17 protein-coding genes are annotated in these 21,630 nt (G+C 70.4%); 12 read left to right on the top strand and 5 right to left on the bottom strand.

Annotation, left to right across the window (positions count from 1 at the left end; translation table 11 throughout):
- Window positions 1–177: 177 nt before the first annotated feature.
- From rpoB to EUA06_RS19045, 4 genes are all read left to right on the top strand, one after another.
- Window positions 178–3,759: a DNA-directed RNA polymerase subunit beta gene (rpoB, locus tag EUA06_RS19060; RefSeq protein WP_129478752.1), complete on the top strand. Its 3,582-nt coding sequence runs from the start codon at window positions 178–180 to the stop codon at window positions 3,757–3,759.
- A gap of 106 nt (window positions 3,760–3,865) precedes the next feature.
- Window positions 3,866–7,711 carry a DNA-directed RNA polymerase subunit beta' gene (locus tag EUA06_RS19055; RefSeq protein WP_129478750.1) on the top strand — a complete coding sequence of 1,282 codons (3,846 nt, stop codon included), beginning with the start codon at window positions 3,866–3,868 and terminating at the stop codon, window positions 7,709–7,711.
- 92 nt (window positions 7,712–7,803) lie between these two features.
- Complete coding sequence (locus EUA06_RS19050; protein WP_129478748.1) at window positions 7,804–9,051, top strand: geranylgeranyl reductase family protein; 1,248 nt, start codon at window positions 7,804–7,806, stop codon at window positions 9,049–9,051.
- 7 nt (window positions 9,052–9,058) lie between these two features.
- Window positions 9,059–9,904, top strand: a complete 846-nt coding sequence (locus EUA06_RS19045) for a lysophospholipid acyltransferase family protein (protein WP_165354449.1) — start codon at window positions 9,059–9,061, stop codon at window positions 9,902–9,904.
- Here the strand turns inward: EUA06_RS19045 and EUA06_RS19040 are convergent.
- On the bottom strand, window positions 9,819–10,862 hold the full coding sequence (locus EUA06_RS19040) for an acyltransferase family protein (RefSeq protein WP_129478744.1): 1,044 nt from the start codon (window positions 10,860–10,862) through the stop codon (window positions 9,819–9,821). The genes EUA06_RS19045 and EUA06_RS19040 overlap by 86 nt on opposite strands.
- Window positions 10,863–10,901: 39 nt before the next feature.
- Here EUA06_RS19040 and EUA06_RS19035 point away from each other — a divergent pair, with 39 nt between their 5' ends.
- From EUA06_RS19035 to EUA06_RS19025, 3 genes are all read left to right on the top strand, one after another.
- Entirely contained in the window at window positions 10,902–11,801 is a 900-nt protein-coding gene (locus EUA06_RS19035) for an NUDIX hydrolase (RefSeq protein ID WP_129478742.1), read from the top strand.
- Window positions 11,798–13,066 (top strand): hydroxyacid-oxoacid transhydrogenase, encoded by a 1,269-nt coding sequence (locus EUA06_RS19030; RefSeq protein WP_129478740.1) that lies wholly within the window; start codon window positions 11,798–11,800, stop codon window positions 13,064–13,066. The genes EUA06_RS19035 and EUA06_RS19030 overlap by 4 nt, the downstream gene beginning before the upstream one ends.
- Before the next feature lie 169 nt (window positions 13,067–13,235).
- Window positions 13,236–14,480 (top strand): class I SAM-dependent methyltransferase, encoded by a 1,245-nt coding sequence (locus tag EUA06_RS19025; RefSeq protein ID WP_242498254.1) that lies wholly within the window; start codon window positions 13,236–13,238, stop codon window positions 14,478–14,480.
- Here the strand turns inward: EUA06_RS19025 and EUA06_RS23270 are convergent.
- Both EUA06_RS23270 and EUA06_RS19020 read right to left on the bottom strand, forming a co-directional pair.
- The gene (locus tag EUA06_RS23270) at window positions 14,470–14,595 is read right to left on the bottom strand and encodes an MFS transporter small subunit (protein ID WP_277985683.1); all 126 of its coding nucleotides are present in this window, start codon (window positions 14,593–14,595) and stop codon (window positions 14,470–14,472) included. The genes EUA06_RS19025 and EUA06_RS23270 overlap by 11 nt on opposite strands.
- On the bottom strand, window positions 14,592–15,986 hold the full coding sequence (locus EUA06_RS19020) for an OFA family MFS transporter (RefSeq protein ID WP_129478739.1): 1,395 nt from the start codon (window positions 15,984–15,986) through the stop codon (window positions 14,592–14,594). Before EUA06_RS19020 ends, EUA06_RS23270 begins: the two co-directional genes overlap by 4 nt.
- Window positions 15,987–16,115: 129 nt before the next feature.
- Between EUA06_RS19020 and EUA06_RS19015 the strand changes: the two genes are divergently transcribed.
- Complete coding sequence (locus EUA06_RS19015) at window positions 16,116–16,988, top strand: hypothetical protein (protein ID WP_129478737.1); 873 nt, start codon at window positions 16,116–16,118, stop codon at window positions 16,986–16,988.
- On the opposite strand, the gene EUA06_RS19010 is transcribed toward EUA06_RS19015, so the two are convergent.
- Window positions 16,985–17,674 carry an aspartate/glutamate racemase family protein gene (locus tag EUA06_RS19010; RefSeq protein ID WP_129478735.1) on the bottom strand — a complete coding sequence of 230 codons (690 nt, stop codon included), beginning with the start codon at window positions 17,672–17,674 and terminating at the stop codon, window positions 16,985–16,987. The two genes, EUA06_RS19015 and EUA06_RS19010, sit on opposite strands and share 4 nt — an antisense overlap.
- Window positions 17,675–17,694: 20 nt before the next feature.
- Window positions 17,695–18,447, bottom strand: a complete 753-nt coding sequence (locus tag EUA06_RS19005) for an SDR family NAD(P)-dependent oxidoreductase (protein WP_129478733.1) — start codon at window positions 18,445–18,447, stop codon at window positions 17,695–17,697.
- Window positions 18,448–18,472: 25 nt separating this feature from the next.
- Here EUA06_RS19005 and EUA06_RS19000 point away from each other — a divergent pair, with 25 nt between their 5' ends.
- The 4 genes from EUA06_RS19000 (at window position 18,473) to EUA06_RS18985 (ending at window position 21,628) form a co-directional block, all read left to right on the top strand.
- A complete protein-coding gene (locus tag EUA06_RS19000; protein ID WP_207208436.1) occupies window positions 18,473–19,354 on the top strand; it encodes an RNase H family protein in 882 nt (293 codons plus the stop codon).
- Window positions 19,355–19,386: 32 nt separating this feature from the next.
- A complete protein-coding gene (locus EUA06_RS18995; protein WP_129478729.1) occupies window positions 19,387–19,761 on the top strand; it encodes a hypothetical protein in 375 nt (124 codons plus the stop codon).
- 119 nt (window positions 19,762–19,880) lie between these two features.
- Window positions 19,881–21,137 (top strand): D-inositol-3-phosphate glycosyltransferase, encoded by a 1,257-nt coding sequence (gene mshA / locus EUA06_RS18990; protein WP_242498253.1) that lies wholly within the window; start codon window positions 19,881–19,883, stop codon window positions 21,135–21,137.
- Window positions 21,134–21,628 (top strand): type III secretion system chaperone family protein, encoded by a 495-nt coding sequence (locus EUA06_RS18985; RefSeq protein ID WP_129478727.1) that lies wholly within the window; start codon window positions 21,134–21,136, stop codon window positions 21,626–21,628. The genes mshA and EUA06_RS18985 overlap by 4 nt, the downstream gene beginning before the upstream one ends.
- The last annotated feature ends 2 nt before the right edge of the window (window positions 21,629–21,630 follow it).

The following is a 21,630-nucleotide window of genomic DNA, read 5'->3' as shown; positions in this document are numbered from 1 at the left end:
CATAGTCATCGGCAACGCGTGGCGTAATCCTTCCGGGAATTGACCCCGCGTTTGAGGCGTGTCCGCATGTGCGCTATCGTGTCTCCTTGCGCCTGCCCTCAGATGCCCGACGCCCTCCGGACGGCTGTCATGGTGGTCGGCAAGCGCCGATCACTTGCTCATCTGTGAGGACACCTCTTGGCCGCGCGCAGCTCCGCTGGTAAGCACATTCGCACCTCGTTCGCAAAGATCACCGAACCTCTCGAGGTTCCCCCCCTCATCTCGCTCCAGACGAGCAGCTTCGACTGGCTGGTCGGCGGAGAGCGCTGGGAGGCGGAGGTGGCAGCCCGTCGGGCAGCCGGTGAGGACGTCTCCGAGAAGACCGGTCTGCAGGAGATCTTCGAGGAGATCTCCCCGATCGAGGACTTCTCCGAGACCATGATGCTCTCCTTCGACAACCCGGTCTTCCTGGACGAGAAGTACACCGAGGACGAGTGCAAGGAGAAGGACTTCACCTACTCCCGGCCGCTCTACGTCTCGGCCGAGTTCATGAACCACGAGACCGGTGAGATCAAGGGCCAGACGGTCTTCATGGGCGACTTCCCCATGATGACCAAGAAGGGCACCTTCATCATCAACGGCACCGAGCGGGTCGTCGTGTCCCAGCTGGTGCGCTCGCCCGGCGTCTACTTCGAGTCGAGCCCGGACAAGACCTCGGACAAGGACGTCTACACCGCCAAGCTCATCCCGAGCCGTGGTGCGTGGCTGGAGTTCGAGATCGACAAGCGCGACCTGGTCGGCGTACGCCTCGACCGCAAGCGCAAGCAGAACGTCACCGTGCTCCTCAAGGCGCTCGGCTGGACCACCGAGCAGATCCGCGAGGAGTTCGGCCAGTACGAGTCGATGATGCTGACGCTCGAGAAGGACAGCGTCCGCTACGAGGTCGTGCAGGAGGACATGCAGAAGAAGGCGCGGGGCGAGGCCCCGACCGCCGAGCAGATCAACGACGAGGTCACCCGCCTCGCGCTCCTCGACATCTACCGCAAGCTCCGCCCCGGCGAGCCGCCGACGGCCGAGGCTGCGCAGACGCTGTTGAACAACTACTACTTCAACAACAAGCGCTACGACCTCGCGAAGGTCGGCCGATACAAGATCAACAAGAAGCTCGGTCTGCGTGAGGCGTTCGACCAGCAGACGCTGACGATCGACGACGTCGTCGCCGCCATTCGCTACGTCGTCCAGCTGCACGCCGCGGGTGACACGAACGAGGCGCCCGACCTGCTCGACGCCGCGGGTGTCGTGGTGGAGGCGCCTGACGGCTCGCCCGTCAAGGTCCAGCCCGACGACATCGACCACTTCGGCAACCGCCGCATGCGCACGGTCGGCGAGCTCATCCAGAACCAGCTCCGCACGGGCCTGGCCCGCATGGAGCGCGTGGTCCGCGAGCGGATGACGACCCAGGACGTCGAGGCCATCACGCCGCAGTCCCTGATCAACATCCGTCCCGTCGTGGCGGCGCTGAAGGAGTTCTTCGGCACCTCGCAGCTCTCGCAGTTCATGGACCAGACCAACCCGATCGCGGGCTTGACGCACAAGCGTCGCCTGTCCGCGCTCGGTCCCGGTGGTCTGTCCCGTGACCGCGCCGGCATGGAGGTCCGTGACGTCCACCCGTCGCACTACGGCCGCATGTGCCCGATCGAGACCCCGGAAGGCCCCAACATCGGCCTGATCGGCTCGCTCGCGTCCTACGGGCGGATCAACCCGTTCGGCTTCGTCGAGACCCCCTACCGCCGCGTGGTGAAGGGCACCGTCACCGACGAGATCGACTACCTCACGGCCGACGACGAGGACCGCTACGTCATCGCCCAGGCCAACGCGCCGCTCGACTCCAAGATGCGTTTCGTCGAGGAGCGCGTGCTGGTCCGCCAGCAGAAGGGCGAGGTCGACGCGATCCTGCGCGACGAGGTCGACTACATGGACGTCTCGCCGCGCCAGATGGTGTCGGTCGCGACGGCCCTGATCCCGTTCCTCGAGCACGACGACGCCAACCGCGCGCTCATGGGCGCCAACATGCAGCGCCAGGCCGTGCCGCTCGTAGTCAGCGACAGCCCGCTGGTCGGCACCGGCATGGAGTACCGCGCCGCCGTCGACGCCGGCGACGTGGTCGTGGCCGACAACGCCGGAGTGGTGAAGGAGGTGTCCGCCGACGCCATCGAGACGATGAACGACGACGGCACCTACCAGACCTACAAGCTGGCCAAGTTCAAGCGCTCCAACCAGGGCACCTGCATCAACCAGCGCCCGCTGGTGAAGGCCGGGGACCGCCTCGAGGTCGGCACGCCGATCGCTGACGGTCCGTGCACCGACAACGCGGAGATGGCGCTGGGCACCAACCTGCTCGTCGCCTTCATGCCGTGGCAGGGCCACAACTACGAGGACGCGATCATCCTCAGCCAGCGCCTGGTGCAGGAGGACGTCCTCACCTCGATCCACATCGAGGAGCACGAGGTCGACGCCCGCGACACCAAGCTCGGCCCCGAGGAGATCACGCGGGACATCCCCAACGTCTCCGAGGAGGGCCTGGCCGACCTCGACGAGCGCGGCATCATCCGCATCGGCGCCGAGGTCACCACCGGTGACATCCTCGTCGGCAAGGTCACGCCCAAGGGCGAGACCGAGCTCACCCCCGAGGAGCGCCTGCTCCGCGCGATCTTCGGCGAGAAGGCGCGCGAGGTGCGCGACACCTCGATGAAGGTGCCCCACGGTGAGTCCGGCACGGTCATCGGCGTCCGCGTCTTCGACCGCGAGGACGGCGACGACCTGCCCCCCGGCGTGAACCAGCTGGTCCGCGTCTACGTCGCGCAGAAGCGCAAGATCTCGGTCGGCGACAAGCTCGCCGGACGCCACGGCAACAAGGGCGTCATCGCCAAGATCCTGCCGGTCGAGGACATGCCGTTCATGGAGGACGGCACGCCCGTCGACGTCGTGCTCAACCCGCTGGGTGTGCCGCGACGCATGAACATCGGCCAGATCCTCGAGCTCCACCTCGGCTGGCTCGCCAAGCAGGGCTGGGACATCGACCTGCACGCCGACAAGGGATCGTCGGAGTGGAAGGACCGCCTCATCTCCATCCACGCGGAGAAGAGCGAGCCCGGCACCAAGGTCGCGACCCCGGTCTTCGACGGTGCGCGCGAGGACGAGATCACCGGTCTCCTCGGTGCCACGCTGCCCAACCGTGACGGTGAGCGGATGGTCAAGGAGGACGGCAAGGCCGCCCTCTTCGACGGTCGTTCGGGTGAGCCGTTCCCGGAGCCGGTGGCCGTGGGCTACATGTACATCCTCAAGCTGCACCACCTCGTCGACGACAAGATCCACGCTCGCTCGACCGGCCCCTACTCGATGATCACGCAGCAGCCCCTGGGCGGTAAGGCCCAGTTCGGCGGCCAGCGGTTCGGCGAGATGGAGGTCTGGGCGATGGAGGCCTACGGAGCGGCGTACGCCCTTCAGGAGCTCCTGACGATCAAGTCCGACGACGTGCCGGGCCGCGTGAAGGTCTACGAGGCCATCGTGAAGGGCGAGAACATCCCCGACTCGGGCATCCCGGAGTCGTTCAAGGTGCTCGTCAAGGAGATGCAGTCCCTCTGCCTCAACGTGGAGGTGCTGTCGCAGGACGGCTCCGCCATCGCGTTGAAGGACGCCGAGGAGGACGTCTTCCGCGCGGCCGAGGAGCTGGGCATCGACCTGTCGCGGCGCGAGCCCAGCAGCGTCGAAGAAGTCTGAGGTGAGTCCCGGGCGGCGTCCGCGCCGCCCGGGTCCCTCGGTCCCCCCGATAAGGGCAAGCCACCCAGTGGCGTACTGACTCAAACAGCAACCAAAGGAACACACCTTGCTGGACGTGAACTTCTTCGAGCAGATCCAGATCGGCCTGGCCACCGCGGACGAAATCCGCGCGTGGAGCCACGGCGAGGTCAAGAAGCCGGAGACCATCAACTACCGCACGCTCAAGCCCGAGCGTGACGGCCTCTTCTGCGAGAAGATCTTCGGTCCCACCCGGGACTGGGAGTGCTACTGCGGCAAGTACAAGCGCGTGCGCTTCAAGGGCATCATCTGTGAGCGCTGTGGCGTCGAGGTCACCCGCTCCAAGGTGCGTCGCGAGCGGATGGGCCACATCGAGCTCGCCGCGCCCGTGACCCACATCTGGTACTTCAAGGGCGTCCCGTCGCGCCTGGGCTACCTGCTCGACCTGGCGCCGAAGGACCTCGAGAAGGTCATCTACTTCGCCGCCTACATGATCACCTCGGTCGACGAGGACGCGCGCCACCGTGACCAGGACTCCCTGGAGAACAAGGTCGGCCTGGAGCGCGAGCGCCTCGAGAAGCGTCGCGACACCTCCGTGGAGGACCGCGCGAAGAAGCTCGAGGAGGACCTCGCCACCCTCGAGGCCGAGGGTGCCAAGGCCGACGCCAAGCGCAAGGTGCGCGACGGTGCCGACCGCGAGATGAACCAGCTCCGTGACCGCGCCAACCGCGAGATTGCGCGGCTGGAGGAGGTCTGGGACACATTCAAGAACCTCAAGGTGCAGGACCTGCTCGGCGACGAGCTCCTCTACCGCGAGATGAAGAACTGGTTCGGCAAGTACTTCGAGGGCCACATGGGCGCCACGGCGATCCAGAGGCGCCTCCAGGACTTCGACATCGAGGCCGAGGTCGAGTCGCTGCGCGACACGATCGCCAACGGCAAGGGCCAGCGCAAGGTCCGCGCGCTCAAGCGCCTCAAGGTGGTCGACGCCTTCCGCAAGACCGGCAACCAGCCCATCGGCATGGTGCTCGACGCCGTCCCGGTGATCCCGCCGGACCTGCGTCCGATGGTCCAGCTCGACGGTGGCCGCTTCGCCACCTCCGACCTCAACGACCTCTACCGCCGCGTCATCAACCGCAACAACCGCCTCAAGCGACTGCTCGACCTCGGCGCTCCCGAGATCATCGTCAACAACGAGAAGCGGATGCTGCAGGAGGCCGTCGACAGCCTCTTCGACAACGGCCGTCGTGGTCGCCCCGTCACGGGCCCCGGCAACCGTCCGCTCAAGTCGCTGTCCGACATGCTCAAGGGCAAGCAGGGCCGCTTCCGCCAGAACCTCCTCGGCAAGCGCGTCGACTACTCGGGCCGCTCGGTCATCGTGTCGGGCCCGCAGCTCAAGCTGCACCAGTGCGGTCTGCCCAAGCAGATGGCGCTCGAGCTGTTCAAGCCGTTCGTGATGAAGCGCCTCGTCGACCTGTCGCACGCGCAGAACATCAAGTCCGCCAAGCGGATGGTGGAGCGCGCCCGCCCGGTCGTGTGGGACGTCCTCGAAGAGGTCATCACCGAGCACCCCGTGCTGCTCAACCGTGCGCCCACCCTGCACCGCCTCGGCATCCAGGCCTTCGAGCCGCAGCTGATCGAGGGCAAGGCCATCCAGATCCACCCGCTCGTCTGCGGCGCGTTCAACGCCGACTTCGACGGTGACCAGATGGCCGTCCACCTCCCGCTGTCCGCGGAGGCGCAGGCCGAGGCCCGCATCCTGATGCTGTCGACCAACAACATCCTCAAGCCGTCGGACGGCCGTCCGGTGACCATGCCCTCGCAGGACATGATCATCGGCCTGTTCTGGCTGACCGCCGAGCGCGAGGGCGAGGTCGGCGAGGGTCGCGTCTTCTCGTCGCCGGCCGAGGCGATCATGGCCTACGACCGTGGCGAGATCGGGATGCAGAGCAAGGTCCGGATCCGTCTCAACGACATCGTGCCCCCGCTCGACCTCGAGCTCGGTGCCGACTGGGAGGAGCGGACCGCGATCCTCCTCGAGACGACCCTGGGTCGCGTGCACTTCAACGACACGCTCCCGGCGGACTACCCGTTCGTCAACGAGGAGGTCGGCAAGAAGCGCCTCGGCGCGATCGTGAACGACCTGGCCGAGCGCTACACCAAGGTCCAGGTCGCCGCCTCGCTCGACGCCCTCAAGGACGCCGGCTTCCACTGGGCCACGCGCTCGGGTGTGACCGTCTCGATCGACGACGTCACCACGCCCGACAGCAAGGGCGAGATCCTGGGCCGCTACGAGGCGCAGGCCGAGAAGGTCCAGAAGAACTACGAGCGCGGTGTGATGACCGACGACGAGCGTCGTCAGGAGCTCATCGAGCTGTGGACCCAGGCTGCTGCCGAGGTCGGTCGCGCGATGGAGACCAACTTCGACCGCAAGAACCCGATCTACATGATGGTCGACTCGGGTGCCTCCGGAAACATGAACCAGATCCGGCAGGTCGCGGCCATGCGTGGTCTGGTGGCCAACCCGAAGGGCGAGATCATCCCGCGCCCGATCAAGGCCAACTTCCGCGAGGGCCTGTCGGTGCTCGAGTACTTCATCTCGACCCACGGTGCCCGCAAGGGTCTCGCCGACACCGCTCTGCGCACCGCCGACTCGGGCTACCTGACCCGTCGTCTGGTGGACGTCTCGCAGGACGTCATCATCCGTGAGGACGACTGCGGCACCGAGCGCGGCCTGCCCAAGCGCATCGACGACGAGCACGTGGAGACCTCGGCCTACGCCCGGGCCTCCGCCGTCGAGATCACCCACCCGGAGACCGGCGACGTCCTCGCCGCCGCCGGTGAGGACCTCGGCGACGTGAAGATCGGTGAGCTCGTCGCCGCCGGCATCTCCGAGGTCAAGGTCCGCTCGGTCCTGACCTGTGACGCCCGCACCGGCACCTGCGCCAAGTGCTACGGCCGCTCGCTGGCCACCGGCCAGCTGGTCGACATCGGTGAGGCGGTCGGCATCATCGCCGCCCAGTCCATCGGTGAGCCCGGCACGCAGCTGACGATGCGTACGTTCCACACCGGTGGTGTGGCCTCCGCGGACGACATCACGCAGGGTCTGCCCCGCGTGGTCGAGCTCTTCGAGGCTCGCTCGCCCAAGGGTCGTACGCCGATCTCGGAGTCCGCCGGTCGCGTGAAGATCGAGGAGACCGACAAGGCACGCGTCGTCATGGTGACGCCCGACGACGGCTCCGAGCTCCAGGAGATCCCGGTGTCGAAGCGTTCGCGCCTCAACGTGGAGGACGGCCAGCACATCGAGGTCGGCCACCACATCACGTCCGGTACGCCCGACCCGCAGGACGTGCTCCGCGTGCTCGGTGTCCGCAAGGCCCAGGAGCACCTCGTGGACGAGGTCCAGGAGGTCTACCGGTCCCAGGGCGTGTCGATCCACGACAAGCACATCGAGATCATCATCCGGCAGATGCTCCGCCGGGTGACGGTGATCGAGTCCGGTGACACCAACCTGCTCCCGTCCGACCTGGTCGACCGGGTGCGGTTCGAGGAGGAGAACCGTCGCGTGGTCTCCGAGGGCGGCAAGCCGGCCTCGGGTCGCCCGGTCCTCATGGGCATCACCAAGGCCTCGCTCGCGACCGAGTCGTGGCTCTCGGCGGCCTCCTTCCAGGAGACCACCCGGGTGCTCACCGACGCCGCGATCAACGGCCGCTCCGACAGCCTCCGTGGCCTGAAGGAGAACGTGATCATCGGAAAGCTCATCCCGGCCGGCACCGGCCTCGAGCGCTACCGCAACATCCGCGTGGAGCCGACCGAGGAGGCGCGCGCAGCGGCCTACTCGGTCACCGGCTACGACTCCTACGACTACGACTTCGGTCCGTCGTCGCAGGCCGTCGCGCTGGACGACTTCGACTTCGGTTCCTACCAGAACTGAGCGCGCAGCAACCCCGAGCCCCGGTCTCTCTCACGAGAGGCCGGGGTTCGGCGCGTTTCGGTGGATTCCACCGTGACTGAGAGAATTCGGGAGTGACCACCCTCTCCTCGCGTCCGACCTCGGCGGACGTCCTCGTCGTCGGCGCCGGACCCGCCGGCTCGGCCGCGGCCGCCTGGGCCGCCCGCGCCGGGCTCGACGTCGTGCTGGCCGACGCGGCCGCCTTCCCGCGCGACAAGACCTGCGGCGACGGCCTGACGCCGCGGGCGATCGGCGAGATGCAGAAGCTCGGCCTCGAGGACTGGCTGCGCGCCCACACGGTCAACCACGGGCTGCGCGCCCACGGCTTCGGCCAGACGCTCCTCCTCCCGTGGCCGGGCGGCTCGCTGCCCGACTGGGGCTCTGCGGTCGCCCGCACCGAGCTCGACGACCACCTGCGCACGGTGGCCCTCAAGAGTGGGGCCCGGGGCGTCGACGGCACCCGCGCGGTCGGCGTACGTCGTGATGGTGAGCGGGTCGCGGCGGTCGAGATGCGCGACGCGGAGGGCACCTACGAGATCGCCTGCCAGTGGCTGGTGGTCGCCGACGGCGTGCGGTCGCCGCTCGGCAAGCTCCTCGGGCGGGAGTGGCACCGCGACACGGTCTACGCCGTCGCCGGCCGGTCCTACGTCGACTCCACGATGTCCGACGACCCGTGGATCAGCTCCCACCTCGAGCTGCGCGACGAGCACGGCGAGCTGGTGTCGGGCTACGGCTGGATCTTCCCCCTCGGCGACGGCACGGTGAACGTCGGTGCCGGCACGCTCGCGACCACCCGGCGCCCGGCCGAGGTGGCGATCAAGCCGCTGATGCAGACCTACGCCGACACGATCGGCCAGGACTTCGGCCTGTCCGGCGAGCTGCGGATACCGACCTCGGCACTGCTGCCGATGGGCGGTGCGGTGAGCAACGTGGCCGGACCCAACTGGGCACTCATCGGCGACGCGGCCGCGTGCGTGAACCCGCTCAACGGCGAGGGCATCGACTACGGCCTGGAGACCGGCCGGTTCGTCGCCGAGCACATCGCGAGCGGCACCGGCCTCGGCGAGGCGTGGCGCGCGACGCTGGTCGAGCACTACGGCGAGTCGTTCTCGATCGCCCGCCGGCTCGCGGGGATCGCGACGCAGCCCAAGGTGGTCTCCGCCCTCGGGCCGGCCGGCATGCGATCGGACTGGCTGATGACGCTGGCCCTGCGCTGGATGGGCAACCTGGTCGACGACGCCGACCGTGACCGCGCCGCGCGCGTGTGGCGCTGGGCCGGACGCCGCTCGATGGCCCGCGACGCCCGACCGCCCTTCCAGTGACCGGCCTGTGAGCGAGCGCGTCTACCGCGCCACCAACGTCCTCGGGCGCGCTGCCCTACGCCTCCTCGCGGTGGACACGCGGTGGACCGGGCTCGAGCACCTGCCCACGAGCGGTCCGGTGATCCTTGCCGCGAACCACGTCAGCTACCCCGACTTCGTGCTGGTCGAGCAGGTCGCGGTCGAGCGGGAGCGCTACGTCCGCTTCCTGTGCCGGCACGACGTCTGGAACGTCCCGCTGGTGCGGACGGCGATGGACCGGATGCAGCACGTCCCCGTCGACCGCGAGGCGCCCGCGGCGGCGTACCTGAAGGCGCGCCGACTCCTGCGCCAGGGCGACGCGGTGGGCGTGTTCCCGGAGGCCGGGATCAGCTGGTCCTGGACGATCCGCTCGCTGATGCCCGGCGTCGCGAGCCTGGCCCGGGAGACGGGCGCGCCGGTCGTGCCGCTCGCGATCTGGGGCTCGCAGCGGCTGTGGTCGGTCGGGATCCCCGACCCGCGCGGCCGCAAGCCGAGGCCCAGCCTCCGGCGCCGTCGGCGGGTCGACCTCTCCTTCGGTGAGCCGCTTGCCTTCAGCGCGGGTGACGACCTCACCGGGTTCACCCGGCGCCTCGGCAGCGCGCTCACCGAGCAGCTCGAGGACCTCCAGCGGCTGCCGCACCACGTGCCCACGCCGGGCCAGCGGGCGCCGTGGCACCCCGCCCACCTCGGCGGGCACGCGCCCACGCGGGACGAGGCGGCGCCGTACGACGTGGTGCCGCGCGCCGCGATCAGCCCGACGTGGGGCCCGACGTGGGGGCCGGGTCGCGGCGACGAGCCGAGCGGCGCTGCTCCAGCCAGCCCAGCGGGTTCGTGAACGGCTCCAGCACGCGGCGTACGGGCGGGCTGGCGAGCAGGAGGGCGAGGGCGACCGCGCCGAGGATCGTGAGCACCAGCCCCAGCATCGGATAGGCGGCGGTGAAGTCCTGGTAGCCGAGCCCCTTGAACGCCTTGATGACGAAGCCGTGGAAGAGGTAGATCACCATCGTCGCGGTGCCCATGGTGGTGAACCAGCCGAGCGAGCGCCGCGGGACCAGCGACATCGCGGCGAAGGCGCCGAGCAGGCCGACCATCATCACCGTCAGCCGGGTCTGGAAGACGATCTCGTTGTCGATCGGGATCTCGCTGTAGCCGGTGTCGTACCAGAGCAGCGCGGCATTGGCCCACGTGTCGGTGTAGACGGCCATCACCCCGATGCCGATCAGGGTCGGGACGGCCGCGACGCGCACCCACACGTCGTCGAGGTGCGCGAGGTGGCGTGGCTTGAGGTGCAGGCCCAGCACGAAGAACGGCAGCAGTCCGAGGAAACGGGGGATCATCAGGGCCTCGGTGTCCCACAGGCCGCCGGCCAGGCTGACGATCACCGACAGCGGCAGGAACAGCCAGTGCTTCTTGAGGATGGGGGTGATCAGCCGCCACATGAGCAGCACGATCAGGTACCACATGGTCCAGTGCGGCTCGATCCACAGCGGGTACTCGACGCCCTCCCCGATGACGTCGCGGCGGAAGTAGAACAGTGCCGGCTCGAAGAGCAGGTAGGGGATCGCGAGGATGTAGACCAGGCTCTTCATCCGGCGCCGGTCCCACTCGAACGACTTCGACAGGTAGCCGCTCACGAAGACGAACGCAGGGATGTGCCAGAGGTAGATGAAGTCGTAGACCCAGTGGCTGCCGGTGGTGGCCTCGACCAGCCCGATCGCGTGCCCGACCACGACCAGCGTGACCAGCACCATCTTCACGTTGTCGAGCCACGGATCACGGGACGCGGGGGACACGGCGCTCACCGTACTTCACCACTTCACTAAGTTGGGACCATGTCATCCCTTCCGCAGCGACAGCGCGTGGGGGCGTACGCCGTCCTGCTCCGCGAGCACGGGGGCCGCATCGAGGTGCTGCTGAGCCGGCTCGCGCCGAAGGTCTCGCGCACCGAGCTCTGGACCCTCCCCGGAGGCGGCGTGGACCATGGCGAGGACCCCCGGCTGGCGGTCGTCCGCGAGATCCACGAGGAGACGGGACTCGACGCCACGGTCAGCGAGACCGCCCACGTCTACAGCTCCCACCTGCCCCGCGCCTCGCGCGACGGCCAGCTCGTCAACGCCCACGCGATCCGCATCGTCTACGCCGGCTGGGTGCCCCCGGACGCGCCGGAGCCGCGCGTCATCGAGGTCGACGGCTCGACCGTCGACGCCGCCTGGAAGCCGTTCGACGACATCGTCTCCGGCGCCGTCCCGGCGGCCGGGCTGGTCGGCGAGGCGCTCGCCGACCACCTGCCCTTCCGGCTGCAGCGGGTGGCGGCGTACGCCGTCGTGCTGCGCGGCACTGGCGACGACCGGCACGTGCTGCTCACGCGGCTCTCCGCGCGCGCGGCGCACCCGGGCCGCTGGACCCTGCCGGGCGGCGGCATCGACCACGGCGAGCACCCGTCGGTGGCGCTCGAGCGCGAGGTCGAGGAGGAGTGCGGACTGGCGTGCGAGGTCGGCGCTCTCGTGGGCGTGCACGACACCCACTTCGCGGGCAACGCACCGTCGGGTCGGCTCGAGGACTACCACGGCGTGCACCTGCTCTTCGCCGCGACCGTGGGCGACGGTGAGCCGGCGGTCCGGGAGGTCGACGGCACCACCGAGTCCGCGGCCTGGGTCCCGGTCGCCGACGTCCGCACCGGCCGGGTCGAGGTGCTCGACGTGGTGACCTACGCACTGGAGGTGGTCTCGTGAGCGAGTCCGTGTTCACCTATGCCGCACCGGGGCTCAAGTTCGGCCGCGGGGCGAGCTCCGAGATCGGCTGGGACGTCCAGCAGCTCGTGGGCGGTGCGCGTCGCGTCCTCCTCGTGACCGACCCGGGCGTCGCCGCGACCGGCCACCCGGAGCGCGTCGCCGAGGGCATCCGCGCCCGCGGGCTCGACGTCACGGTCTTCGCCGGCGCGCGCGTCGAGCCGACGGACGCCTCGATGGAGGAGGCGATCGCCTTCGCCCGCGACGCCGGCCCGTTCGACGCCGTCGTCGCGGTCGGCGGTGGCTCCGCGATCGACACCGCCAAGGCCGTCGACCTGCTCCTCACCAACGACGGCGACCTGATGGACTACGTCAACGCGCCGGTCGGCGGCGGTCGCGCCCCCGAGCAACCGTTGCTCCCGCTGGTCGCCGTGCCGACCACGACCGGCACCGGCGCCGAGTCGACCACCATCTGCGTCCTCGACGTGCTGGCCCTCAAGGTCAAGACCGGCATCTCCCACGCCCGCCTGCGTCCCACGCTCGCCGTGGTCGACCCCGACCTGACCATGACGCAGCCGGCGATGGTGACCGCGTCGTGCGGGATGGACATCCTCTGCCACGCGCTCGAGAGCTGGACCGCCCGGTGGTTCGGCGACTACGACGCCAAGCAGCCCGAGCAGCGGGTGCCCTACTGCGGGGCCAACCCGATCGCGGACATGTGGTCGGAGAAGGCGCTGTCCCTGCTGGCCGGTGCGTTCCGCACGGCCGTGCGCGACGGGTCCGACGGCGAGGCCCGCGAGCAGATGGCCCTCGCCGCGACCTTCGCCGGGCTCGGCTTCGGCAACGCCGGTGTCCACGTCCCGCACGCCTGCGCGTACCCGATCGCCGGACGGGTCCGCGACTACCGCCCCGCCGGCTACCCCGACGACGAGCCGATCGTCCCGCACGGGATGGCCGTCGTGATGACCGCGCCGGCTGCTTTCGCGCTGACGTTCGAGGCCTCGCCCGAGCGCCACCTCCGGGCGGCCGAGCTCCTGGGCGGCAGCGCGGCGTCCGGAGGGCCCGAGACGCTGCCGGACGTGCTGCGCGGCTTGATCCGCGACGTCGGGCTGCCCAGCGGCCTGGCCGAGATCGGCTACGGCGAGGCTGACGTCGACGACCTCGTGGACGGCGCCCTCAAGCAGCAGCGCCTGCTCGACACCGCCCCCATCGACGTGACGGCCGACGACCTGGCCACCGTCTTCCGGGGCTCCCTGCACCACTGGTGACCTGTCGCGTGCACAAGCGTCAGCTCGACCGTCTCGCTGTGTGCAGAAGCGTCAGCTCGGCCACCTAGGATGAGGTCATGAACCCCCGCCACCGCCGCCTCGTGATCCCGGTGGCCCTCGGGGCGCTGATCCTCATCGTCGTCCTCGCAGCCGTGCTGTGACGGACAGCGTGACGGACGACGTCATGAGCGAGGAGTGGAAGCGGCTCCGTGCCGCCGTGCTCGACGCCGACCGACTGGTGCGGGCGCTGGCGAGCGGGCGGCGCAAGGGGCAGCCGGTCCCGGTCGTGGCGGGCCGTGAGGTGAAGCGGATCGAGGTCCGGGTCGTCGACCTCAAGGCGGGTCGTCACCTGCAGGTGGTGTCGTACGACGACACGCAGGCGCACACCACCAACCACGCGATCGGCGAGGACGCCGCAGCCGCGGTGGATGCGCTGCTGGCCCAGCCGTTCGCCAGCTGGCACGTCGACACCACCGACACGACCCACCAGCTCCGGGTGACCAAGAAGGGCGCCCCGCTGCTGCACACCAAGGCACGGAGCGAGGCCCTCGAGGTCTCCCACGACCACGACCGCGCCAAGGACCGTCTCCTCGCCGAGGACGACCCGGTGCTGGTCGCGCTCGGCATCAGCGACGCGCAGGGCCGCGTGAAACCCACCCGCCAGGCGAAGTACCGCCAGGTGGAGGAGTTCCTGCGGCTGCTCGACGCCAGCCTCACCGAGGCGATGGATCAGGGGCAGGTGCGCACGCCGACCGACGACGACCCGCTGCGCATCGTCGACCTCGGGTGCGGCAACGCCTACCTCACCTTCGCCGCGCACGCCTTCCTGAGCCGCCGGCTGCCGGTGCGGATGACCGGCGTCGACGTGAAGCAGCAGTCGGCCGACCACAACTCGCAGGTCGCCGCCGGGCTGGGGATCGACGCCGACTTCGTCGTCGGCTCGATCGGCGACGCGAGCCTCGACCGCGCCCCGGACGTGGTGCTCGCCCTCCACGCCTGCGACACCGCGACGGACGACGCGCTCGCGCGGGCACTGGACTGGCACGCGTCACTGGTGCTCGCGGCGCCCTGCTGCCACCACGACATCGCATCGCAGCTGCGGACGACCGAGGTCCCCGCGCCCTACGCGATGCTCACCCGCTACGGCATCCTGCGCGAGCGGTTCGCCGACACCCTCACCGACGCGCTCCGGGCCGCGCTGCTGCGACGGGAGGGCTACAAGGTGGACGTCGTGGAGTTCGTCGAGAGCGCGCACACCCCGCGCAACACGCTGCTGCGTGCCGTCCGGCTGCGCGGCGAGGCGGGAGCGCACCGACGCCCCAGCGAGGCCGAGGAGGCCGCGGGTCGCGAGTACGACGACCTCCTGGCGCAGTGGGGCGTACGTCCCGCGCTGGGGGAGCTGCTCAGCCGGTGAAGAGGGCCGAGGCCTTCACCAGGGTCTGCCAGAGCCCGTAGGCCAGGGGGATCCCGACGAGGGCCCAGGCGAGGGCGATGACGGCAGGGCTGGTCGTGGTGGTGTCGTCGCTCATCGGAGGGCCTCCTTGCGGTTCGAGATGCGGTCCTCGTTGGCTGCGTGTGCGTCGTCGTCGAAGTGGTCCTCGGAGACCGGCTTGATCATCAGGTTGGCGACGAAGCCGACCGCGAGCACGCCGACCATCGTCAGCAGTGCGGGCCGGTAGTCGGCCGCGACCAGGTTGCCCGGCTCCCCGACCGTGTCGAGGATGCCGTTGACGATCAGCGGGCCTGCGACGCCGGCAGCCGCCCACGCGGTCAGAAGGCGGCCGTGGATGGCGCCGACCTCGAGGGTGCCGAAGAGGTCCTTGAGGTAGGCCGGGACGGTCGCGAAGCCACCGCCGTAGTAGGAGATGATCACCACCGCGAGGGCGACGAAGACGAAGGTCGAGCTGCTGCCGAAGAGGGCGAGGAGCAGGTAGAGCACCAGTCCGACACCGAGGTACATGACGTAGGTCGGCTTGCGGCCGATGCGGTCGGACAGGCTGGACCAGACGAAGCGGCCGATCATGTTGGCGAGCGAGAGCACGCCGACGAAGCCACCCGCGGCCGCCGCGGTGACGGAGCTGTCGCCGTTCTCGCGGAAGAAGTCCTGGATCATCGGCGCGGCCTGCTCGAGGATGCCGATGCCCGCGGTGACGTTGCAGAACAGCACGACCCAGAGGAACCAGAACTGCGGCGTGCGGATCGCCTGCGACGCCCGCACCAGCGCGCCGTTGGAGCCGGGGGAGTGCTCGGCGGTGCTGTCGTCGCCGTGGCCCGGAGGGACCCGCACGAGGGCCGCGCCGATCAGCATGAAGACCGTGTAGACGATGCCGAGGGTGACGAACGTCGACGCGAGCGCCGACCCCGAGGCGACAGCGCCGGGCTCGGTCGAGACGAAGTCTGGGTCGTAGACGGCCATCAGCTTGTTGGACAGTGGCGAGGCGATCAGCGCCCCGCCTCCGAAGCCCATGATCGCCATGCCCGTGGCCAGGCCCGGTCGGTCGGGGAACCACTTGATGAGGGTGGACACCGGCGAGATGTAGCCGATGCCCAGGCCGATGCCCCCGATGACGCCGTAGCCGAGGTAGAGCAGCCAGAGCTGTCCGGTCGCGATGCCGGCGGAGCCGACCATGAAGCCCACGCCCCAGCACAGGGCGGCGGCGAGCATCGCTTTGCGCGGGCCGGAGCGCTCGACCCACGTGCCCAGCACGGCGGCAGAGAGTCCGAGCATCACGATCGCGATCGAGAACACCCAGCCGATCGCGGTCAGGCTGGTGTCGAAGCTGGCGACCAGGGAGTTCTTGAAGACCGAGAACGCGTAGACCTGGCCGATGGACAGGTGCACGGCGAGAGCTGCGGGTGGGATCAGCCAGCGGCTGTATCCGGGACCGGCGACGATGGCCTTCTTGTCGAGGCGCGACATGGGCGTCCTTTCCGAGGGTGACCGTGGTCACGGTAGGTGCGGGTAGTTGACCTGTCATCGACCTCAGGGGTGGTCCCACGACGAACGGTCGGCCACGGGCGACGAACGGCCCACGGCTACGGTGTCGAGGTGAAGGAGCGGTACTTCGTGGCGGGCGTCCTCGTGATGCTGCCGTTCCTGGCGGGCGCGGTGTCCGAGGAGTCCCCGTCCGCACCGGGCCGCGAGGCCTTCCGGTTCTCCGATCCCGACATCGTCGAGTCCAGCGGGCTGGTGGCGCAGGACGGGCTCGTCGTCACGACCAACGACTCCGGCGACTCCGGCCGCGTGTTCACCGTCGACGCGCGGACCGGCAGCACCGTCGGTGTCACGACCTGGCCCTCCGAGCCCGTCGACGTCGAGGCGCTCGCGCCCGCCGGGCCGGGGCACGTGTGGGTCGGCGACATCGGCGACAACCGGGCCGTCCGCGACTCGGTCGAGGTGCTCCGGGTGCCGTTCGGCCGCGGGGACGTCGCGGCCGGCGCGACGGCGTACGAGCTCGTCTATCCCGATGGGCCGCGCGACGCCGAGGCGCTCGTGCGACACCCGCTCTCGGGGCAGCTCTTCGTGGTCACCAAGGGCATCTTCGGGGGCGCGGTGTACGCCGCCCCGCTGCGGCTGCGGGCCGACCGACCCAACGCCCTGGTGGAGGCCGGCGAGGCGCCGGGACTGGTCACCGATGCCACGTTCCTGCCCGGAGGCGGCGGGGTCGTGATGCGGACCTACTCCAAGGCGTACGTCTCCGACTTCCCGTCGTGGCAGCCCGTGACGTCGTGGACCCTGCCCGCGCAGGAGCAGGGCGAGGGCGTCGCGGTCGGCCCGGACGGCCTCCTGCTCAGCACGGAGGGCGCCCGGTCGCAGGTGCTGTCGGTGCCACTGCCCGACGAGGCCCGCGCGACCGACCTGCGCGGCTCCGCGTGGACCGCCCTGCGCTGGCTCGCGACCGCCGGTGGTGTCCCGCTCTAGGCAAGTGCCGCGTCGAGCGCGGCCTGCACGTGGAGGGTCGTGCAGGGGAAGACGGGCAGCTCCACGTCGGCCTGCTTGACCAGCAGCTCGAGCTCGGTGCAGCCGAGCAGCACGCCGCCCGCGCCCGCGTCCCACAGCTCCTCGATGATCGAGACGACGCGGCTGCGCGTGCGGGGCAGTACGACGCCGTGGACGAGCTCCTCGTAGATGGCGTCGTTGAGGAAGTCGTGGTGCGCGGCGTCGGGCACGATCACGGACAGCCCGTGGCTCGCGAGCCGGTCGACGAAGAACGACTCCGACATCGCGACCTTGGTGCCGATCAGGCCGACGGTCTCCACGCCCGAGTCGCGCACCGCGGCCGCGACGACGTCGGCGAGGTGGAGGACCGGGATGTCCACGGCCTCCTCGACCTGGTCGGCGACCTTGTGGAACGTCGTCGTGCAGAGCAGCAGGAAGTCCGCGCCCGCACGCTCGACGCCCTGCGCGGCCTCCGCCAGCAGCGCGCCGACCTGGTCCCAGCGCTCGTCGTCCTCGAGGTGGGTGACCTCGGCGAAGTCGACGGTCGTCAGCGCGAGCTTGGGGCTGGAGAGCCCTCCGAGCCGCTCCTGCATCCCGAGGTTGAGGTCGCGGTAGTAGACCGCGCTGCTCTCCCAGCTCATCCCGCCGACGAGTCCGATGGTCTTCACGCGCGGCAGTCTTCCATGCCTCAGGTGCGGTGCACCTTGTGTGCCGCGGCTTGGGCACGCGGCTTGATGACGAGCTCGTCGATGTCGACGTGGGACGGCCGCGTCGCCACCCACGCGATCGCGTCTGCCACGTCCTCGGCGAGGAGCGGGTGGTCCACGCCGGCGTACACCGCGTCGGCCTTGGCCTGGTCGCCGCCGAAGCGCTTGACCGAGAACTCGTCGGTCCGCACCATCCCGGGGGCCACCTCGGTGATCCGGATCGGCTCGCCGTTGAGCTCGAGGCGCAGCGTCTCGGAGACCACCTTCACGGCGTGCTTGGCGGACGTGTAGCCGCCGCCGCCCTCGTAGGCCCAGCGTCCCGCGGTCGAGCCGACGTTGACGATGACGCCGTCGCCGCTGGCGCGCAGTGCGGGGAGGAGTGCCTGGGTGACCCGGACGAGACCGAGGACGTTGACCTCGTACATCCACCGCCAGCCCTCGATGTCGGCGTCCTCGACGCGGTCGGTGCCGACGGCGCCCCCTGCGTTGTTCACCAGCACGTGGCACACGGGCACGGCCGCCGCGAGGGCGGCGACGGAGTCGGCGTCGTTGACGTCGCAGGTGAGCGCCGTGCCGCCGATCTCGGCGGCCAGCTCCTCGATCCGCTCGGTGCGCCGGGCCGCGCACACGACTTGGAAGCCCTGCGCGGCCAGGGCGCGGGCGCTCGCGGCGCCGATGCCGCTGGAGGCGCCGGTGACGACGGCGGTGCGGGACGGGGCCTGCTCGTGAGTCATGCATCCATCCTGCCAAGATGTCGCAGTGATCATCGCGGCGGCCGACGGTTCGGCACTCGGCAACCCCGGCCCGGCCGGCTGGGCGTGGTACGTCGACGACGGCTGCTGGGCGTCCGGCGGCTGGCCGCGCGGCACCAACAACATGGGCGAGCTGATGGCCGTCCTCGACCTGCTCCAGCAGACCGCGCACGTCGACGACGAGCTGCACGTCTTCTGCGACAGCAAGTACGTCATCGACTCGGTCACGAAGTGGATGCCGGGTTGGAAGCGCAAAGGCTGGAAGAAGAGCGACGGCAAGCCGGTGCTCAACGTCGAGCTGATGAAGGCGCTCGACGCCGCCATGGAGGGACGCCGCGACCGCGTCCGCTTCGAGTGGGTGAAGGGCCACGCCGGCCACGAGCTCAACGAGGCGGCGGACAAGCGGGCCAACGCGGCCGCGACGGCGTACCAGCGAGGCGTCGAGCCCGACGCGGGCCCCGGCTTCGTCGGCGGCAGCTCCGCCCACCCGGCCGCGACCGTCGGCCAGGTCGAGGAGGAGCCCGACCTGTTCAGCGACCTGGGCGGCGCCCCCGAGCCCTCCGACGAGGAGCACGTCGTCGCCATGGAGCGGTCGATGCTGAGCGACGAGGTCCGCACGGACCGCGCGGCCATGGCCGCACTCCTGCACCCCGACTGGCAGGAGGTCGGCCGCTCCGGGCGGCTCTGGACCCGCGACGACCTCGACGAGCTCGGTCCGATCGACCCGGTGGACTTCGAGGTGGTCTCGACCCACCGGCTGGGCCCCGACACCATCCTCCTGCTCTGGCGTACGTCGACGGCGGACCGCTCGACGCTGCGCAGCACCCTGTGGGTGCGCACCGGTGGCCAGTGGCAGGCCCGCTTCCACCAGGGCACCGACGAGCCGTGAGCGCCCTCGTGGCCACATGGGACACTCTGCGGGTGATTCCCGCCAGGCTCGCCGCTGCAGCCGCCCTCGTGGGTGGCCTGCTCTGGATCGCGCGCGCGGTGCTCGGCGGCGGCAGCGACCCCGTGCCCGCGACGCTGCACTTCGTCGGCCTCGGCTTCATCCTCGTGGCGTCGGCGATCTTCGGCAGCTCGCTGGTCAAGAGCGACGCCGTGGCCATGCGGGTCGTCGTGGGGCTGGCCTCGGGCCTGCTCGCGCTCTCCCTGGTCGAGGCGTTCCGGGTCACCGACAGCGGCTGGTACGACGGGTTCTGGGGCATCGTCGCCGCGATCATCGGCGGCCTCGCCCTCCTGCGCGGCCGCGGCAAGCAGCAGCGCGCACCACGAGCCGGCGGCGCCCACTCCCGCTGACCCACCCTTCGTGGCGGTGATCGGGAATCCCGGGCACCTCCGCGGGGTTGCACCGGAGGTGCCCTGACGCGGGCGCACCGACAGACGTGACCGGCACGGGGCGGACGAAGGAGACCAGCGTGGGCGAACGGGTGGCGATGATCAGCCTCCACACCTCACCCCTGGACCAGCCGGGCACGGGTGACGCGGGTGGGATGAACGTCTACGTCATCGAGCTCGCGAAGCGTCTCGGCGCGCAGGGCATCGACGTCGACGTCTTCACGCGCGCCACGTCCTCGACGCTGCCGCAGGTGGTCGAGGCGGCCGACAACGTGCTCGTGCGCCACATCGCCGCCGGTCCGTTCGAGGGGCTGACCAAGGGCGAGCTGCCCGGCCAGCTGTGCACCTTCGCCCGCGAGGTGCTGCGCGCGGAGGCGCTGCAGCCGCTGGGCCACTACGACGCCGTGCACTCCCACTACTGGCTGTCCGGCCAGGTCGGCGCACTCGCGCGCGACCGGTGGAACGTGCCGCTCGTGCACTCGATGCACACGATGGCCAAGGTCAAGAACGAGGCGCTCGCCGCCGGTGACACCCCCGAGCCGATGTCGCGGGTGATCGGGGAGGAGCAGGTCGTCGAGGCCGCCGACCTCCTCGTCGCCAACACCGACACCGAGGCCCGCCAGCTCGTCGACCTCTACGACGCCAGCCCGGACGCCGTCGAGGTGATCCACCCGGGTGTCGACCTCTCCGTGTTCGCCCCGCGCGACCGCGCCGAGGCACGCCGCTCGCTCGGCCTGCCCGAGGACGCCGCCGTGCTGATGTTCGCCGGCCGGATCCAGCCGCTCAAGGCGCCCGACGTGCTGCTCCGCGCCGTCGAGGTGATGCTCGCTGACGACCCGTCGCTGCGTCAGCGCCTCGTCGTGCCCGTCGTCGGCGGGCCCTCCGGCTCCGGCCTCGAGCACCCCACCGCGCTGGCCGACCTCGCCGCCGAGCTCGGCATCAGCGACGTCGTACGTTTCGTGCCGCCGGTGGCGCAGAGCGAGCTGGCTGTCTGGGCATCGGCCGCCACGGCGGTGGCCGTGCCGTCCTACAACGAGTCGTTCGGCCTCGTCGCCGTGGAGGCGCAGGCGACGGGTACGCCCGTCGTGGCCGCAGCCGTCGGTGGCCTGACGACCGTGGTGCGCGACGGCGTCAGCGGCCTGCTGGTCGACACCCACGAGCCGCGTGACTGGGCCGCCGCGCTGCGCCGCCTCGTCGACGACCCGGAGCTCGTGGAAAAGCTCGGCCGCGGTGCCATCGCCCACGCGCAGGACTTCAGCTGGGAGCGCACCGCCGAGCGCACGCTGGTCGCCTACGAGCGCGCCGCCGGGCGGATGCGTGCTGAGATGGTGTCGTGAAGGAGCTCGAGACCGTCCGTGCGTACCTCGCGGAGAACGAGATCGAGCACGAGGAGACCTCGCGCGAGGGCGTCGACGGGGCGAGCTTCTCGCTGAGCCTGCCCGGCGAAAAGAAGCTCCAGGTCCCCGTCCGGCTCGACGTCGGCCCGCACGCCCTGGGCGTGCACGCGTTCGTCTGCCGCAACCCCGACGAGAACCATGCCCGGGTCTACCGGTGGCTGCTCGAGCGCAACCTGCGGATGTACGCCGTCTCGTTCGCCGTCGACCACGCGGGGGACATCTACCTCGAGGCCCGGCTGCCGCTCGCCTCGGTCACGCCCGACGAGCTCGACCGCGTCCTGGGCTCCGTCCTGGCCAACTCCGACGAGTCGTTCAACGCGATCCTCGAGCTCGGCTTCGCCTCGTCCATCCGCAAGGAGTGGGAGTGGCGCATCTCGCGCGGCGAGTCGACCCGCAACCTCGAGGCCTTCCGCGGCTGGCTCGAGCAGTAGCC

Origin of the sequence: Nocardioides glacieisoli, assembly GCF_004137245.1 — a bacterium.
Lineage (GTDB): Bacteria > Actinomycetota > Actinomycetes > Propionibacteriales > Nocardioidaceae > Nocardioides > Nocardioides glacieisoli.
The sequence above is the reverse complement of the archived record's forward strand: the minus strand, read 5'-3'. Positions and strand labels throughout refer to the sequence as shown.

Coding starts and splice junctions, on each gene's coding strand:
- EUA06_RS19035 (WP_129478742.1), top strand. CDS start 10,902: ATGTCATCCCTTCCGCAGCGACAGCGCGTGGGGGCGTACGCCGTCCTG.
- EUA06_RS23270 (WP_277985683.1), bottom strand. CDS start 14,595: ATGAGCGACGACACCACCACGACCAGCCCTGCCGTCATCGCCCTCGCC.
- EUA06_RS19020 (WP_129478739.1), bottom strand. CDS start 15,986: ATGTCGCGCCTCGACAAGAAGGCCATCGTCGCCGGTCCCGGATACAGC.
- EUA06_RS19005 (WP_129478733.1), bottom strand. CDS start 18,447: ATGACTCACGAGCAGGCCCCGTCCCGCACCGCCGTCGTCACCGGCGCC.